Consider the following 14,431-nt stretch of genomic DNA (forward strand, 5'->3'; position numbering starts at 1 on the left):
GGTTCAGCGGAGGATCGCGCCGTCCTGCGCCCGCACGCGGGGGATGGGGCCCGGGTCGCTGAGGCCCTGGAAGGTCCAGGTCCAGCCCGCCTTCGGATCGCAGGCCAGGCTGCCGTTGTAGAGGGGCTGGACGGGCAGGCGGCGGGCGGCCTTCAGGGCCGCGAACAGCCGGGCCACCGGCTGGGGCGAGGCCAGGTCGGGGCGGGGCGCCTGGCGCTGGCCGCCCCATTCCAGCCGGGCCTGCACCTGGCCCCGGGCGATCCGGAGCTCCAGGCCCGTGTTGACCTGCCGGTAGGACCGGGCCCGGGTGGCCAGGCTCCTCGCGAGGGCGGAGGGCGCGTCGAATTCCGCGTCCACTTCGGCGAGCGGATCGGCCGCCAGGTCGGTGGCGCCGTCCGCCCGCAGGCGGACCACGCGGAGACGCAGGAGCCGGGCGTCGGGGGCCCAGTCCCGGGCCTGGGCCATGAGCCAGGACAGATCCCGCCCGGGATCGAAGGCCTGGAAGCCGTGGTCCGGCGGCGCCACCTTGAGCGGGACCGCCTCGTGGCTGGTGATCTCGCGCAGGTCGGTGGCCCGGAGCCCGCCGCCTGCGAACTGGCGGAAGCCCCGGGCCACCGCGCCGGGATCCTTGATGAACCCGTAGACCAGCGCTCCCACGAGCACCACCACCAGGCAGCCGCAGCCCGTGAGGCAGCCGCGGAGGGAGTCGCCGAGGCTCCGGGCCCGCGGGGGCGGCGGCGCGGGCAGGGGGGCGGGCGGGGCGGGTCGGCCGTGCAGGATCCGCTCCTCGATCTCCTCCTTGATGGCCTCCTTGAAGGCGGCCTTCTGGTCCTCAGCGCTCAGCGTCCGCGGGGCCTGGATCGCCGTGGTGGGCTCGTTCACCGTCTGGCAGTAGGGACAGGTCACCGGGCCGGAGGCGGCGGACTCCGGGAGGGGCGCGGCGCAATGGCGGCACTGGAGGGTGGGCATGGCGGGGTCAGTCTAGGCGCCTGTCCTGACAAATGGAATGCCCGGCGCGGCGGGTGGATCCGGTCGGCGGCGGGGGGTGGTCAGCCCGCCGGGGGAGGGGCGGGCCGGCCCGCCGGTGGCGGGGGGGGGGCCCGGCGCGCCCAGGTCGAGGTGGAGGTGGACCAGCCGCTTCGAGCTGAGCTCGGGCCTCTCGACGAAGCCGACCCAGGCGTTGAGGGCGCGGGCGGGGAGGTTGTCCCGCCGCACGCCGGTGGTGACGGCCGCGACGCCCCATTCCCGGCAGGCCTGGAGGGAGGCGAGCTTGAGCACCCGGCCGACGCCATGGCCCCTCGCCTCCTGCGCGACGCCGGTGAAGGCGATCTGGGCGACCCCCTCCGCCGGCGAGGACCGCCTGGTGAGGAGGAGGGAGGCGAGCCGCCCCAGCCAATCCGGACGGAGGACGAGCCAGGGGCGGCGCAGGAGCCCGAGCAGGGCCTGCCACCTGCAGGCCCGGAGCATGGGCAGGTTGTAGGGACGGCGGGAGAAGGCCGTGAGGCCCACGATCCGGTCCCCGAGCCGGGCCACCAGGACCAGGGTGTCCCGGGAAGTGAGGAACCACCGGTACACGGCGTGGATGAAGGGGCGACCCAGCTTCAGGGCCAGATGCTCGTCCTCGGAGAAGCAGGCGAGGTGCAGGGCGGTCAGGGCGGCCAGGTCCGCCGGCGTGGCGGGGGTGATCCGGAGCGGCTGCCCCTCCAGCGTCGGGGCCCCGGCACTCGAAGGAAAGGGGAGCCCGAGCCGCCGGCAGAGGGCCTCCCGGTCGGGTTCGAGGAGCTCGGGGAAGGTCTGCCGGTGGAGCGCCAGCTGCCCGTTGCAGTGGAACCTCGTCAGGCCCTCGGCCTTCCGGATGAATTCGCTCTGGGGGTAGAGCCCGGCCAGCCGCGCCAGCGCCCCGGACGTGGCGGGGCCGAACCAGGGGGCGAGCCGGGGATGGAACACCACCCGCTGGCGGATGGGCTTGATGGTGTAGCCGAGCCGCACCTTGAAGTGGTCCACGCTGGCCGGGGCATCCAGGGAGTGGAGGCCGTTGTGGATCAGGTGGACGCCGGGGCGCGCGACGAGGGTCCGGGTGGCTTCGAAGAGCAGGGCGTTGTTCACCCGGAGGGGCAGGTACTCGCGGCGGGACTGCTGGTAGAGCAGGTCGATGGCGTCTCCGACCCGCGCGAACATGAGGGTCGCCCCGAGCCGGCCCTCCACCTCCGCGCCCCAGACCTCGAAGCCGGGAAGGTCCGCAGCGGCCTCCACCATGCGCGCCCAGTCGCCATGGCCGCGCCTGGAATGGCGGTGCTGGCGGTCCAGGGTGTCCCGCTCGATGGACCAGCCCTCGCGGGCATAGCGCGCCAGGGGGATGGGGCCCACCTGGCAGGCTTCCAGCCCCCGGCGCACCTTGGAGCGGACCGAGGGCTCCACGTCCTGGAGTCCGTAGTCCGGGCGCTCGTAGAGGATGTGGTAGCTGCAGGACCCCTCCTCCGCGTCCAGGGGGGTGGAGTAGCGGAGCCCGATGGCGCGCTCCGCCAGGAGGAACTCGCGCAGCTCCTCCTCCGACGGCTGGATGATCCAGTGGTAGGGAAAGGCCTGGAAGACCCGCGGCCCCTGGTCGAACCAGTAGCTGCTCTGGGTGCGGACGACCCGGTGGCCCAGGCGCCGGAGCCATTCGGCGAAGACCTCAGGGGTCATGGCGGGCTCCCTGGGCGTCGGTCCGGACGCAGCACCCCTGGGCCCTCGTGGGCGGGTATGGACGGCATGTCCCCGAACGCTTTCGGCAGCTGGGACTCCTGGGGGTTTGGCTCCCTTGATCATCGACCTTCTGGTTGCCTTTTTCCACCCCGGCAGGGCCCTGCGATCGGAGACCGCCGCCGAATCCCCCGGCCCAGCCCTCAGTCCTTCGGGTCGATGTCCAGGTCGAAGAGATACTGGGCGGCCTCGGCCCGTTCCAGCCGGCGGGTGGGGTCGTCCGTCTCCTTGAGGGCCTCGGTGGGGCGGCGGAGCAGGGAGCGCACCATGGACTGGGCCATGAGGCGGATCTTCTCCCGGTCCCCCGGGGAGAGGTGGTTCAGCTTCTCGAGGGAGCGGTCGAACTCGGCCTCGCGGATGGACTCGAACTTCCGGCGCAGGGCCGTGATGGTGGGCACCACCGCCAGGGACCCGTACCAGGCCGTGAAGTCCTGCAGCTCCTCCTCGAGGATCGCCATGGCGGGCACCACCTCCCGTTGGCGTTCCTGCCGGTTCCGCTCGGCGATCTCCTGGAGGTCGTCCACGGCGTAGAGGAACGCGTTGTCGAGGTCCGCCACCTTGGGATCCACATTCCGGGGAATGCCGAGGTCGAGGAAGAAGAGGGGCTGGCCCCGGCGCTGGGCCACGGCCCGGTGGGCATCCTCCCGGGTGATGACCGGCTCGGTGGCGGAGGTGGCGCTCACGACCACGTCCACGTGGGGGATCCGGGAGGCCAGCTGCTCCCAGGGATAGGCCTTGCCGGCCCGCTGGCAGAGGGCCTCGGCCTTCTCCAGGGTGCGGTTCACCACCTCGATGTGCCTGGCGCCCCGGGCCACCAGCAGGTCGAAGAAGATGGAGCTGGTTTCGCCGGCGCCCAGGATGAGGAAGCGCCGGGGCGCCAGGTCCTCGTAGATCTTCTGGGCCAGCTCGATGGCCACGCCGGGGATGGAGATGGGGCGGGAGTTGAGCCCCGTCTCGTTGCGGACGCGCTTGCCGGCCTCGATGGCCTTCTGGAAGAGGCGGTTCAGCACCGTGCGGGTGAGGCCGGTGCTGGAGGCGAAGCGGAAGGCCTCGCGCACCTGGCCGATGATCTGGTGCTCGCCCAGGGCCAGGGACTCCAGGCCCGCGGTGACGCGGAAGAGGTGGCGCACCGCGTCGGCGCCCATGTGGCGGTAGCCGACGCTCTCGATTTCGTGGCGGGGCAGGCCATGGAATTCGGAAACGAACCCGGTGAGCGCCAGGAGGGGATCGCCCTCCACGGCGGCCGGCCCTCGCACACCGTAGACCTCGCTGCGGTTGCAGGTGGAGACGATGACGCCCTCGGACAGCAGGCCCTCCTCGCGCAGGCGGAGGATGGCCGCCTCGATCTTCTCGGGGGAGAAGGCCAGCCGCTCCCGCAGCTCCACCGGAGTCTGCCGGAAATCCCAGCCCACGAGGAGGAGCGGTGATTCGTCCGGATGGCTCAATGGAACACGTGCTCCTGGGTGATGAAGAGGTTCACGATGGTGTAGGAGAACAGCATCAGGACGTAGCCGGCGAGGGAGAGGAGGGCCACGCGCTTGCCGCTCCAGCGGAGGAACCGTCCGGCCAGCAGGCAGAGCACGTAGATGCCGATGAGCAGGAAGGTGAAGGCCACCTTGGGATCCCAGTAGGTGCCCCAGTTCTGCTTGGCCCAGATGAGGCCCAGGGTGGACGCCACGGTCATGGCCACCACCCCGATGCCGATGGAGGTGTGGTGCATCCGGGAGATCACGTCCAGGGCCGGAAGGCGGGAGAAGAGGAGGCCCAGCTTCCGCTTGTGGATCTGGCGGAGCTGGATCAGGTAGATCTGGGCCAGCACGAAGGAGAGGGTGAAGGCCGCGTAGCCCAGGATGGCCAGGGTGACGTGGAAGGCGAACAGGGCCCCGGAGAGCTTGGGGTCGGGCGCAGGAGCCTGGGCGGGATGGGTCACCAGGGAGATGGCGAGGAAGAGGATGGCCACGGGAATGAGGAAGGGGCCGGCCGAGGCCTCCCGGTGCCGCAGCCGCAGGATGCCGTAGGAGCCCGCCACCATCCAGGCGAAGAGGGACATGGAGGCCGACAGGTCCCGGTAGGGCACGGTGTGGGTGAGCCGCCCCCCGAACTCCAGGGCCGCGAAGTGCACGACGAAGCCGAGGGTCAGCAGCGCCTTGGCCACCAGGCCGAACACCGCCTTCTCCTTGCGGAGGTTCGCGATGGAGAAGACCTCTGCTCCCAGGTAGAGGAGCAGCGCCGTGCCGCCGAGGAGGAGCGAAATGACCATGGAGCAGATGATAGCGGCATCCGCCTGTGGCCACAGCCACCCCGCCGCCGTCCTGTGACGGACTACCGGAACGTGACGTCCGACTGCGCCAGGGCGTAGGCGAGGGTGCCGAGGATGGCCGCGTTCTGGGCGAGGTCGTTCTCGTCCACCTTGTCGAGGGTGTCCGCCTCGGTATGGTGGATGTCGAAGTAGTGGGTGGCGGCGTGGTTCATGCCCAGGCCCGGGACGCCCTCGGCCACCACGGGGCCCACGTCCTCGCCGGAGCCGCCCGGGACCAGCCGCCCCGCGCCCAGCCGCTCGAGCAGGGGGCCGAAAGCCTGCAGCTTCGCCAGGGCCGCGGCCCGGGCCTCGGGGGTGGCCTTGCGCAGGTCCAGGCTGAAGCCCAGGGCCTTCTCGCTGCCGGAATCGGATTCCGCCGCCGCGATGAAGGAGGGCAGCTCGGCCCGGTGGGCCGCCAGGTAGGCGTTCCCCCCGCGCACGCCGTTCTCCTCGTTCACGAAGAACACGACCCGGATGGTGCGGCGGGGCTTGAGCCCCAGGGCATGGATGAGGCGGGCGGCCTCGAGGGAGATGACGCAGCCGGCCCCGTCGTCCTGGGCGCCCTGGCCCACGTCCCAGCTGTCCAGGTGGCCGCTGAGGAGGATCACCTCGTCCGGCCGCTCCGTGCCGGGGAGCTCCCCCACCACGTTGGCGGAGGGGACGTCGGGCAGGGTCTGCGCGCCCATCTCCAGGTGCACGCGGATGGGCAGGCCCGCCGCCTGCATGCGCCGCATCTGGGTGGCGGCCTCCAGGGTGACGGAGGCCGTGGGGATCTTCGGCTGGGCGGGATCATAGGCCATGAGGCCGGTGTGGGGGGTGTCGAGGCTCACGGGGCCGACCGAGCGCACCAAGGCCGCCACCGCGCCCCACTTGGCCGCCCGGGAGGCGCCGCTGAACCGGTAGGCCACCGTGGGGCCGTAGCCGGCGTAGGGCACGTCGTAGAGGACGATCTTCCCCCTCACGGCGTCGCCCAGGCGGTCCAGCTCCGCGAAGGAGCCCACCACCACCACGTCCGCCGTGACCCCGCCCGCGGGCGTGCCCACGCTGCCGCCGAGGCCGAGGATGTGGAGGGGCTGGACGCGCGGGGCGGTCATCTCGGCCCGCTCGGCGCCGCGCACCCAGTGGGGCACCATGACCGGTTCCGTGTGGACGTTCTCCAGCCCGGCCGCCTTCATGCGGGCCTGGGCCCAGCCGATGGCCCGGTCCAGCTCGGGGGAGCCCGCCAGGCGATGGCCGATGCCGTCGCAGAGGGAGGCGAGGTCGCGGTAGGCGCCGTGGGTGCGGAAGGCCTCGGCCTTGATCCGGTCCGAGGCGGCGAGGAGGTCCTCCGGCGGCCGCTGGGCCTGGAGGAGGGTCGCGAAGGCGACCAGGATGGCGGCGAGGCGCGGGTTGACCATGCCTCATGTTAATGGGCATGAGGCTGTCGTCACGCGCTTTTCTGTCGCCTCGGTTTCCGCTGCGCCCGCAGGGCCGCGACGGGGGCCTTCAGGGTGAGGCGTACCTTCATCCGGCCGGCGGCGTCGGTCTCGAGGACCTGCCAGGACAGCGGACCGCTGTGGCCCTTGGGGTTCTCGCCGGCTCCCAGGTTGAAGGCGGCGTCGTCCAGCTCCCAGCGCCCGCAGGGGAAGCGGGGCTTGGGCGGCTCCGGCGTTCCGGGATGGGCGTCCACCACGCGCACGGCGCCCTTGGGCTCGTCCGGGCTGAGCAGGGAGGGGTCGATGAGGGCCACCACCAGGCCCTCGTGGCCCGGACCGAAACGGCGGCCCACGCGGCCGCGCTCGAACCCCCACGGGCGGCGGACCTCCAGGCTCCAGAACCGCCCCTTCCGGCGGGGATCGGGGACCGTCACCCACTGGGGATCGGCCTCCGGGGCGCGGGCGGCCGGGGCGATCCAGCCTTCCCAGGTGCGGCCCTTCACGGTCAGCCGGGGCACCGTCTCGCGGTAGCGGCCGCGGTACCAGAGTTCGGAACGCACCCAGGCCAGGGGGTGGGAGGGGCTGTAGCCGGTGTCGTCCACCCAGGGGCCCTCGCCGGGGTGGGAGCGGTCCCAGCCGCGGTACTGGCCGGCGTCCATGAGGTCCCAGATGCCGGCGGTGGCGGGGTCGTCGCAGCCCAGGTAGAGGTCGTCCACGGACTGCTCCCCCATGGCGTGGAAGGCCTCGTGGACGATGTTCCCGAGGGGCACCTCCTCCGTCAGGAAGACCACGGGCCAGCGGTGGTACTTGTCCCAGGGCAGGGGCATCAGCAGGTTCACGGCCTTCATGTCCTGCTCGTCGGCGGTGAGGGTCTGGGGCTTGCCGGGGGTGATGATCCAGAGGTGGTCAGGCCGGCCGTCGGGCCCGGGCGCGCCGGTCCGGTTGTCCACCCGGTCGCAATCGCCCAGGTCCATGCCGTGGAGCTTCCCGAGCACCCAGGTCACGATGGCGTCCTTCTGGTCGTCGGTGTGCGGGGCGGGGAAGGCCCCGGTGCGGTAGTGGAGCAGCCGCCCCTCCTCCAGGGTGAGGGCGCCCTTGGAGACCTCGTAGAGGTAGTTGGCGGCGCTCGCCACGCCGGGCCGGCGGGAGAAGAGGAGCTGGCGGAGGGCGCCGTCGGGGACCGTGGAGGCCTCGTCCTGGAAATCCACGCGCACGACGAGGGCGCGCTCCACGTGGTGCAGGGGCTCGGGGCCGAGGACGATGTCGTCGCCCCAGGCCGCGGCGGGCACCAGGTCGCGATGCCAGCCATCCTTCTCCACGGCCAGCACCGTATCCGAGGGATCGAGCTCCAGCTGGAAGCGGCCCTGGGCGTCCGTGAGGGCCACGGGGGGATCGAGGTCGGGGGAGACGCGGGGGAGCCGGTCGGGGTAGATGCGGACACCGGCCAGGCCGCGGTGGCCGTCGGTGACGCGGCCCACCACGGGGGCGCCGGAGAGGGCCAGGCCGGCCAGGAACGGCGCGGCCGCCCGGAGGAACCGCTTCATGCCGGCCGGGTCAGCTTCTGGAGATGGGCCAGGCGGGCCATGAGGGCCACGCGGCGGCGGGTCTCGGGGGCCACGAGGGGCTTCTCCATGGCGTCGGAGACAGGCTCCTTGAGCTTGGACCAGAGTTCCAGCTCGCCAGGGCCATGCAGGAGGAGGATGGGCATGCCGGCCAGCTCCTCGGCCTGCTGGATGGCCATGGCCAGGGTCTGGGCGCTGCCGTCCAGCAGCTCCGTGTCCAGGACCAGCAGGTCGGGGCGGTGGGCCAGGATCTGGGCCCGGGCCTGCCCTTCGCCCTGGGCTTCGACGAAGACGGCCTGGTCCTTCCCGTAGTGGTTCTGGACCTGGGCCCGCACCAGGGGGCTGCCGGAGACGACCAGGACCTTGGGGCGGGCCGGAGCCAGGTGGCCCACCGACTGCGCCAGCGAATGGATGCGGAGGTGGGTCTGGACGCGGACCTGGAGGAGGAGGGTCGAGGCGGGCTTGCGGAGGAAGTCGTCGGCGCCGGCGGCGTAGCTGCGGTCCTTGGCGTCCCGGCTCAGGGCGGTGAGCACGATGACGGGGATGCCCGCGGTGCGGGGGTCGGCCTTGATGGCCTCGCAGGCCTTGAAGCCGTCCATGGAGGGCATGACCACATCCATGATCACGAGGTCCGGCGGGTTCTCCCGCATCCGGTCCAGGGCCTCCTGGCCGTTCACCGCCGAGAGGAGGCGGTGCCCCAGGGGCTGGAGCTGGGCCTCCAGCTGACGGCGCTGCAGGGCGTTGTCCTCCACCATCAGGATCGTCTGGGGGGACTGGGTCGCGGGCAAGCGGGCTCCTTCACTCCTCTTACGAGGTTAAAGGCCCCATCGGTTGGGATCAACCACGGGTTGATTCCGGGCGCAAGGGAAACCAGGGATCCGCGCGGGACGTCCGGCGCCGCCTCAGGTACAATGGCCGGTTCGAGGTTCCGCGTTGACCGATCCCAGGCACATCCGCAATTTCTCCATCGTCGCCCACATCGACCACGGCAAGTCCACCCTGGCGGACCGCCTGCTCGAGCTGACGAAGACGGTGGCCCACCGGGACATGCAGGCCCAGATCCTCGACGACATGGACCTGGAGCGGGAGCGCGGCATCACCATCAAGGCCCACGCGGTGACCTTGAAGTACCCCGCCCTGGACGGGAACACCTACACCCTGAACCTCATCGACACCCCGGGACACGTGGACTTCACCTACGAGGTGAGTCGCAGCCTCGCCGCCTGCGAGGGGGCCATCCTGGTGGTGGACGCCACCCAGGGCGTGGAGGCCCAGACCCTGGCCAACACCTACCTGGCCCTGGAGAACGGCCTGGAGGTGTTCCCCGTCCTCAACAAGACGGACCTCCCGAGCGCGGACCCGGCCCGGGTGCTGGAGCAGATCGACACCGTCATCGGCCTGGTGGACACGGCGCACGCCGTGAACGTCAGCGCCAAGACCGGCGACAACTGCGACCTGGTCCTGGAGCAGATCGTCAAGTGCATCCCGCCGCCCCAGGGCGATCCCGACGCGCCGCTGCAGGCCCTGGTCTTCGACTGCTACTACGACCCCTACCGGGGCATCGTGAGCCTCATCCGGGTGATGAACGGCCGGGTCCGGCAGGGCGACCAGATCCGCTTCATGAGCAACGGCTCCGAGTACCGCGTGGACGAGATCGGCATCTTCGATCCCAAGATGGACAAGCAGCCCGAGATGAGCGTGGGCGAGGTGGGCTACCTGGTGGCCAGTGTCAAGCAGCTCGCGGATGTCAAGGTGGGGGACACCATCACCCACGCCGTGACGAACACCACCAAGCCGGCCTCGGAGATGCTGAAGGGCTTCAAGGAGATCCAGCCCGTGGTCTTCGCGGGCATCTTCCCCACCTCCAGCGACGACTTCGAAGACCTGCGCAACGCCATGGAGAAGCTGCGCCTGAACGACAGCAGCTTCACCTACGAGCCGGAGACCTCCACGGCCCTGGGCTTCGGCCTGCGCTGCGGCTTCCTCGGCCTGCTGCACATGGAGATCGTCCAGGAGCGCCTGGAGCGCGAGTTCGACCTGGACCTCATCACCACGGCCCCCAGCGTGCGCTACCACGTGCACCTCACGGACGGCACCGAGGTCGCCGTGGACAACCCCTCGAAGCTGCCGCCCCTCCAGAAGATCGCGAAGATCGAGGAGCCCATCATCGAGGCCACCATCCTCACCCGCACGGACTTCGTGGGCGGCCTGCTCAAGCTCTGCGAGGAGCGCCGGGGCATCCAGCAGAAGCTGGAGTACGTCTCCACGGACCGCGTGATGCTCGTCTACGAGCTGCCCCTGAACGAGGTGGTGCTGGACTTCTACGACAAGCTGAAGTCCATCTCCAAGGGCTACGCCAGCTTCGACTACCACATGAAGCACTACACGGAATCGGACCTGGTGAAGATGGACATCCTGGTGAACGGCGACCCCGTGGACGCCCTCTCCATCCTGGTGCATCGCGCCAAGAGTCAGACCCTGGGCCTGGCCCTCTGCCAGCGCATGAAGGAAGTGATCCCGCAGCAGATGTTCGACGTGGCCATCCAGGCCGCCATCGGCAGCAAGATCATCGCCCGCACCAACGTGAAGGCCCGCCGCAAGGACGTGCTCGCCAAGTGCTACGGCGGCGACGTCAGCCGCAAGAAGAAGCTCCTCAACAAGCAGAAGGAAGGCAAGAAGCGGATGAAGGCCATCGGCAACGTGGAGATCCCCCAGGAGGCCTTCCTGGCGATCCTCAAGGTCGAGAGCTAGCCGAGGCGATCGTCGTCCTTGATCTCGCCGGACTCGATGAGGTTGGCCAGGAGGCGCTGCAACTCGTCCTGGCCGATGACGCCTCGGCGCTGGAAGAGCCGGATGAGGCCCAACACCAGGGTCCGGGTATGGTAGCTCTCCAGCCGGCGGGTCACCTCTCCCAGGGTCCGGCTGTGGATCAGGTCCGGGTTGGCGGGCGGGGCGGGGGGCTTGGCCGGGGCGGGATCGAAGAAGCCGAAGGGATCGATGTGGATCGGCTGGGTGGGCATTCCCGGGCTGTCGAAGAAGGGGTCGGGCGGGAAGGCCGCGGGCCGGGACGGCGGTGGCGCAGGGATGGGCACCGGCAGCGGCTCGATGGCGAAGGGCATGGGCAGGGCGTCATCGGGGAGCGGCTCCGCGCCCAGCTCGATGGTGAGGGCCGAGGGGGCCGGGGTGTCGAGCCGGCGGTAGAGGTCCGCGATGGCCTTGCGGAGGGCGCTGTGGGAGGCCACGACCGGCTCGATGTGGAGTCCGGAGGCGAACCGGGCGCTGTCGATGGCATTCAGGTCCGAGGGGTCGGACATGGCCAGCACCAGGGACTTGGGTTCCTTGATGGCCACGGGCAGGACGGTGAACTGTTCGGCCAGCCGATGGGGGATGAGCCTGAGGATCTCCGGGGGGACCTCCGCCGTCCGGACATCCATGCGCGGCACACCGGTCTGGTGGCTGAGGAAGTCCATGAGGACCTCCTCCGTGATGTAGCCCAGGGCCACCAGGTTGCTGCCCAGCCGCCCCCGGGCGATCTTCTGGTGGGTGATGGCGCTCTGCAGCTGGGCGGGGGTGATCAGGCCCGCTTCCACGAGCATTTCCCCCAGCCGCTTGATCGGTTGTTGCATGAGACGCGCCTTCAGGACACCTGGACACTTCGGCGAAGATCAGCTCCAAGTTAACTTATAGGCAGGCATATTCGCCAGCGGGGAGGGACGATGGTTTCCGATGGCCCGGTGGAGGCATCCGAAACGCTGTGGCGGACGGCCCTGCACGATTTCAACAACCTGCTGGCGGGCATCCAGGGGGTGCTGGACCTCAGCGACCCGGCGGAACCCCTCAGCCCGCGGAACCGGCTGCGCCTGGAAGCCACCCTGGAGGAGGGCCGGAACCTGGTGGCCATGTCGCGGGCCCTGGCCCTGGGGCGGATCCCGGATGCGGGGCAGCTGCCCTGGCCCGAATGGCGGGAGGGGCTCCTCCGGCGGCTGGAGCCCCTGTCCGTGCTCTTCAAGTGCCCCGTGGAGGTGGTGCTGGCCGAGTCCGGCGACGGGCGGCCCTGGCCAGCGCCCCTGCTGCAGGACTGGGCGGTGGCCCTCAGCCGGCAGATCCTCCCCTGGGTGGCGCCGGGCGCCCTCCGGATCGAGGCCGAGGTCGCCCCCGAAGGCTGGCGCCTCCGCTGGCCGGACGCGCCGCCCATCCCGCCGGCCCTGCTGCCGGTGCCCCCGGAGGACGCGGCGCGCAACCTCACGTCCCTGTGGCTCCGCAGCATGGGGGAACGCCTGGGCCTGACCCTGGAAGCGCGGGAGGGCACCCTGGTGGCCCTCCTCCCGAAGGACTGACCATGCGCGTGCTGATCGTGGAGGACCAGGCCCGGACCGCCCAGGAACTGCGGTCGGGGCTGGCCGCGGCAGGTCTGGAGGCCCTGGTGGTGGCCTCGGGGGAGGAGGCGCTCCCCCTCGCCGGCAGCGGCGTCTTCGATGCGCTGGTGGTGGATGTCATGCTGCCGGGCCTGTCGGGCCTGGAGGTCGTGAAGGCCCTGCGGGGCGCCGGCAATCCCGTTCCCGTGATCTTCCTCTCCGCCAAGGGGAACCTGGAGGACCGCCTGCGGGGCCTGGAGGCCGGCGGGGACGACTACCTGGCCAAGCCCTACAGCATCCTCGAGGTGGTGGCGCGCCTGCGGAGCATCGTCCGGCGGGTGCAGCCGGTCCAGTCGCCGACCCGCATCCAGGTGGCGGACCTGGTCTGGGACCGCACGCACCGGAGCATCCTGCGCTCCGGCCACCGCATCGACCTCACCCCCAAGGAGTACACCCTGATGGCCCTCCTGCTGGAGAACGCCGGCCAGGTGGTGGCCCGCAGCCAGCTGGTGAAGACCGTGTGGGGCCTGGAAGGCGCCGTGGACGCCAACGCCGTCGATGTGCAGATCCTGCGCCTGCGACGGAAGGTGGACGATCCCTTTCCCGTGAAGCTCATCCACACCCTCCGGGGCGTGGGCCTCGTGCTGGAGCCCCGTGAGCCGGCCTAGCGGCAGCATCCTCCGCAAGCTCCAGCTCGCCTTCGCGCTGTCGGCGACGCTGCTGGCGGGGCTCATGGCCGTCTTCATGGACCGGGCCCTCCACCGCTCCCTGGAGGCCGAGGATGCCCTGGTGATGGAGGGCCAGGCCCGGGCCATGCTCCAGCGGCTGGCCGCGGGGGACACCGGGCCGGAAGCCGGGGGCAGGCCCGTGCTGGAGAAGGCCGAATGGCGGGTGCTCGACCGGGAGGGCCGGGTCCTCGGGCAGAGCGCCTTCATGGCGGGCCTGCCGTCCCTGGCCGTGCCCCCGCCGGGGGCCCCCGCCCAGGAGGTGGAGGCGGCGGATGGCCGGGTCTTCTCGGTCCTGGCGCGTCCCTGGCGCGCCGGGGGAGGCGAGTCCGGCGGGACGCTCTTCCTGGCCATGGACCGCAGCCACGAGCAGGCCCTGACCGCCCACTTCCGGCGCACCCTGGGCCTGGCCGTGGGGCTGGCGGCCCTGGTGGCGGCCCTGGTGGCCCGGTGGGTGGCCGCCTGGGGCCTCGCCCCCCTGGCCCGCATCGTCCGCGAGGCCGGAACCATCGACGACCGCCACCTGGACCGGCGCCTGGAGGCCGGGCAGTTCCCGGGGGAGCTGCGGGCCCTGGTGGACACCCTGAATGCGGCCCTGGCGCGGCTCCAGGCGGCCTTCGAGCGCACGGACCGGCTGGGGGCGGAGCTGGCCCACGAGCTCCGGACGCCCCTCCAGAACCTCCGCAGCACCCTGGAGAACCTGGCCCTGGCACCGGGCAGCAGCGAGGCCCAGCGGAGCGCCCTGGGCGGCTTGCTGGAGGAGTGCGACCGCATGGCCGCCCTCATCGACCAGATCCTCTTCCTGGCCCGGGCGGAGGGGGGCCCTGGCCGCCTGGCCCGGGAGCCCATCGACGTGCCGGGGCTGCTGGAAGAGGTCCGCGGCTTCTTCGAGGCCTCGGCCGAGGAGGCGGGCGTGGCCCTCCAGGCGGCGGCAGCCCCGGGCGTCCTGGCGGGCGACCGGCTGCTCCTCACCCGCGCCCTCCACAACCTCGTGGCGAACGCCCTGCGGCATACCGCTGCCGGGGGGCGGGTGGTGCTGGGCGCGGACACGGCGCCGGGCGCCACGGCCCTCTGGGTGGAGGACACGGGTTCGGGCATCGCCCCGGAATGGGTCCCGCGCCTGGGCCGGCCCTTCACCCGCCCCCCCGAACCCCGACCCGAAGGCGGCCTGGGCCTGGGCCTGGCGATCGTGGCCCGCATCGCCGCCATGCTGGACGGCACCATGGACATCCAGAGCCGGGTGGGCCAGGGCACGAGGGTGACCCTGCGGATCCCCAACCTGACCTGATGTTCATGTTGATGTAAGTTTGACGTCATGTTCTTCTGGGGGCTC

General features: G+C 71.5%; 12 protein-coding genes. 4 read left to right on the forward strand and 8 right to left on the reverse strand.

The genetic code is table 11. The annotated features are described in order from the left end of the window. Positions 1-3 precede the first annotated feature (3 nt). The 7 genes from QSJ33_RS13705 to QSJ33_RS13735 form a co-directional block, all read right to left on the reverse strand. Positions 4-969 carry a hypothetical protein gene (locus tag QSJ33_RS13705; protein ID WP_285727129.1) on the reverse strand — a complete coding sequence of 322 codons (966 nt, stop codon included), beginning with the start codon at positions 967-969 and terminating at the stop codon, positions 4-6. A 12-nt stretch (positions 970-981) separates the two neighbouring features. Beyond that, a complete protein-coding gene (locus tag QSJ33_RS13710; protein ID WP_285727131.1) occupies positions 982-2,685 on the reverse strand; it encodes a GNAT family N-acetyltransferase in 1,704 nt (567 codons plus the stop codon). Positions 2,686-2,885: 200 nt separating this feature from the next. Continuing rightward, positions 2,886-4,187, reverse strand: a complete 1,302-nt coding sequence (gene hemA, locus QSJ33_RS13715) for a glutamyl-tRNA reductase (protein WP_285727133.1) — start codon at positions 4,185-4,187, stop codon at positions 2,886-2,888. Continuing rightward, the gene (locus QSJ33_RS13720; protein ID WP_285727135.1) at positions 4,184-5,002 is read right to left on the reverse strand and encodes a cytochrome C assembly family protein; all 819 of its coding nucleotides are present in this window, start codon (positions 5,000-5,002) and stop codon (positions 4,184-4,186) included. Before QSJ33_RS13720 ends, hemA begins: the two co-directional genes overlap by 4 nt. A gap of 62 nt (positions 5,003-5,064) precedes the next feature. Continuing rightward, positions 5,065-6,438 carry a M20/M25/M40 family metallo-hydrolase gene (locus QSJ33_RS13725; RefSeq protein WP_285727137.1) on the reverse strand — a complete coding sequence of 458 codons (1,374 nt, stop codon included), beginning with the start codon at positions 6,436-6,438 and terminating at the stop codon, positions 5,065-5,067. A 29-nt stretch (positions 6,439-6,467) separates the two neighbouring features. Then, positions 6,468-8,000, reverse strand: a complete 1,533-nt coding sequence (locus QSJ33_RS13730; protein ID WP_285727140.1) for a hypothetical protein — start codon at positions 7,998-8,000, stop codon at positions 6,468-6,470. Next, positions 7,997-8,806, reverse strand: coding sequence for a response regulator (locus tag QSJ33_RS13735; protein WP_285727142.1), 810 nt, complete (start codon positions 8,804-8,806; stop codon positions 7,997-7,999). Before QSJ33_RS13735 ends, QSJ33_RS13730 begins: the two co-directional genes overlap by 4 nt. A 145-nt stretch (positions 8,807-8,951) precedes the next feature. Here QSJ33_RS13735 and lepA point away from each other — a divergent pair, with 145 nt between their 5' ends. Next, positions 8,952-10,769 carry a translation elongation factor 4 gene (lepA, locus tag QSJ33_RS13740; RefSeq protein WP_285727144.1) on the forward strand — a complete coding sequence of 606 codons (1,818 nt, stop codon included), beginning with the start codon at positions 8,952-8,954 and terminating at the stop codon, positions 10,767-10,769. On the opposite strand, the gene QSJ33_RS13745 is transcribed toward lepA, so the two are convergent. Beyond that, positions 10,766-11,644, reverse strand: a complete 879-nt coding sequence (locus tag QSJ33_RS13745) for a cyclic di-GMP-binding domain-containing protein, MshE-related (RefSeq protein WP_285727146.1) — start codon at positions 11,642-11,644, stop codon at positions 10,766-10,768. The genes lepA and QSJ33_RS13745 overlap by 4 nt on opposite strands. Positions 11,645-11,734: 90 nt before the next feature. Here QSJ33_RS13745 and QSJ33_RS13750 point away from each other — a divergent pair, with 90 nt between their 5' ends. The 3 genes from QSJ33_RS13750 to QSJ33_RS13760 are packed head-to-tail and all read left to right on the forward strand — an operon-like array spanning position 11,735 to position 14,386. Further along, positions 11,735-12,355 carry a hypothetical protein gene (locus QSJ33_RS13750; protein WP_285727149.1) on the forward strand — a complete coding sequence of 207 codons (621 nt, stop codon included), beginning with the start codon at positions 11,735-11,737 and terminating at the stop codon, positions 12,353-12,355. 2 nt (positions 12,356-12,357) lie between these two features. Further along, a complete protein-coding gene (locus QSJ33_RS13755) occupies positions 12,358-13,041 on the forward strand; it encodes a response regulator (protein ID WP_285727151.1) in 684 nt (227 codons plus the stop codon). Continuing rightward, positions 13,028-14,386, forward strand: a complete 1,359-nt coding sequence (locus QSJ33_RS13760; RefSeq protein ID WP_285727153.1) for an ATP-binding protein — start codon at positions 13,028-13,030, stop codon at positions 14,384-14,386. The genes QSJ33_RS13755 and QSJ33_RS13760 overlap by 14 nt, the downstream gene beginning before the upstream one ends. Positions 14,387-14,431: the final 45 nt, after the last annotated feature.

The organism is Geothrix rubra (assembly GCF_030268065.1).
Taxonomy (GTDB): Bacteria; Acidobacteriota; Holophagae; order Holophagales; family Holophagaceae; genus Geothrix; species Geothrix rubra.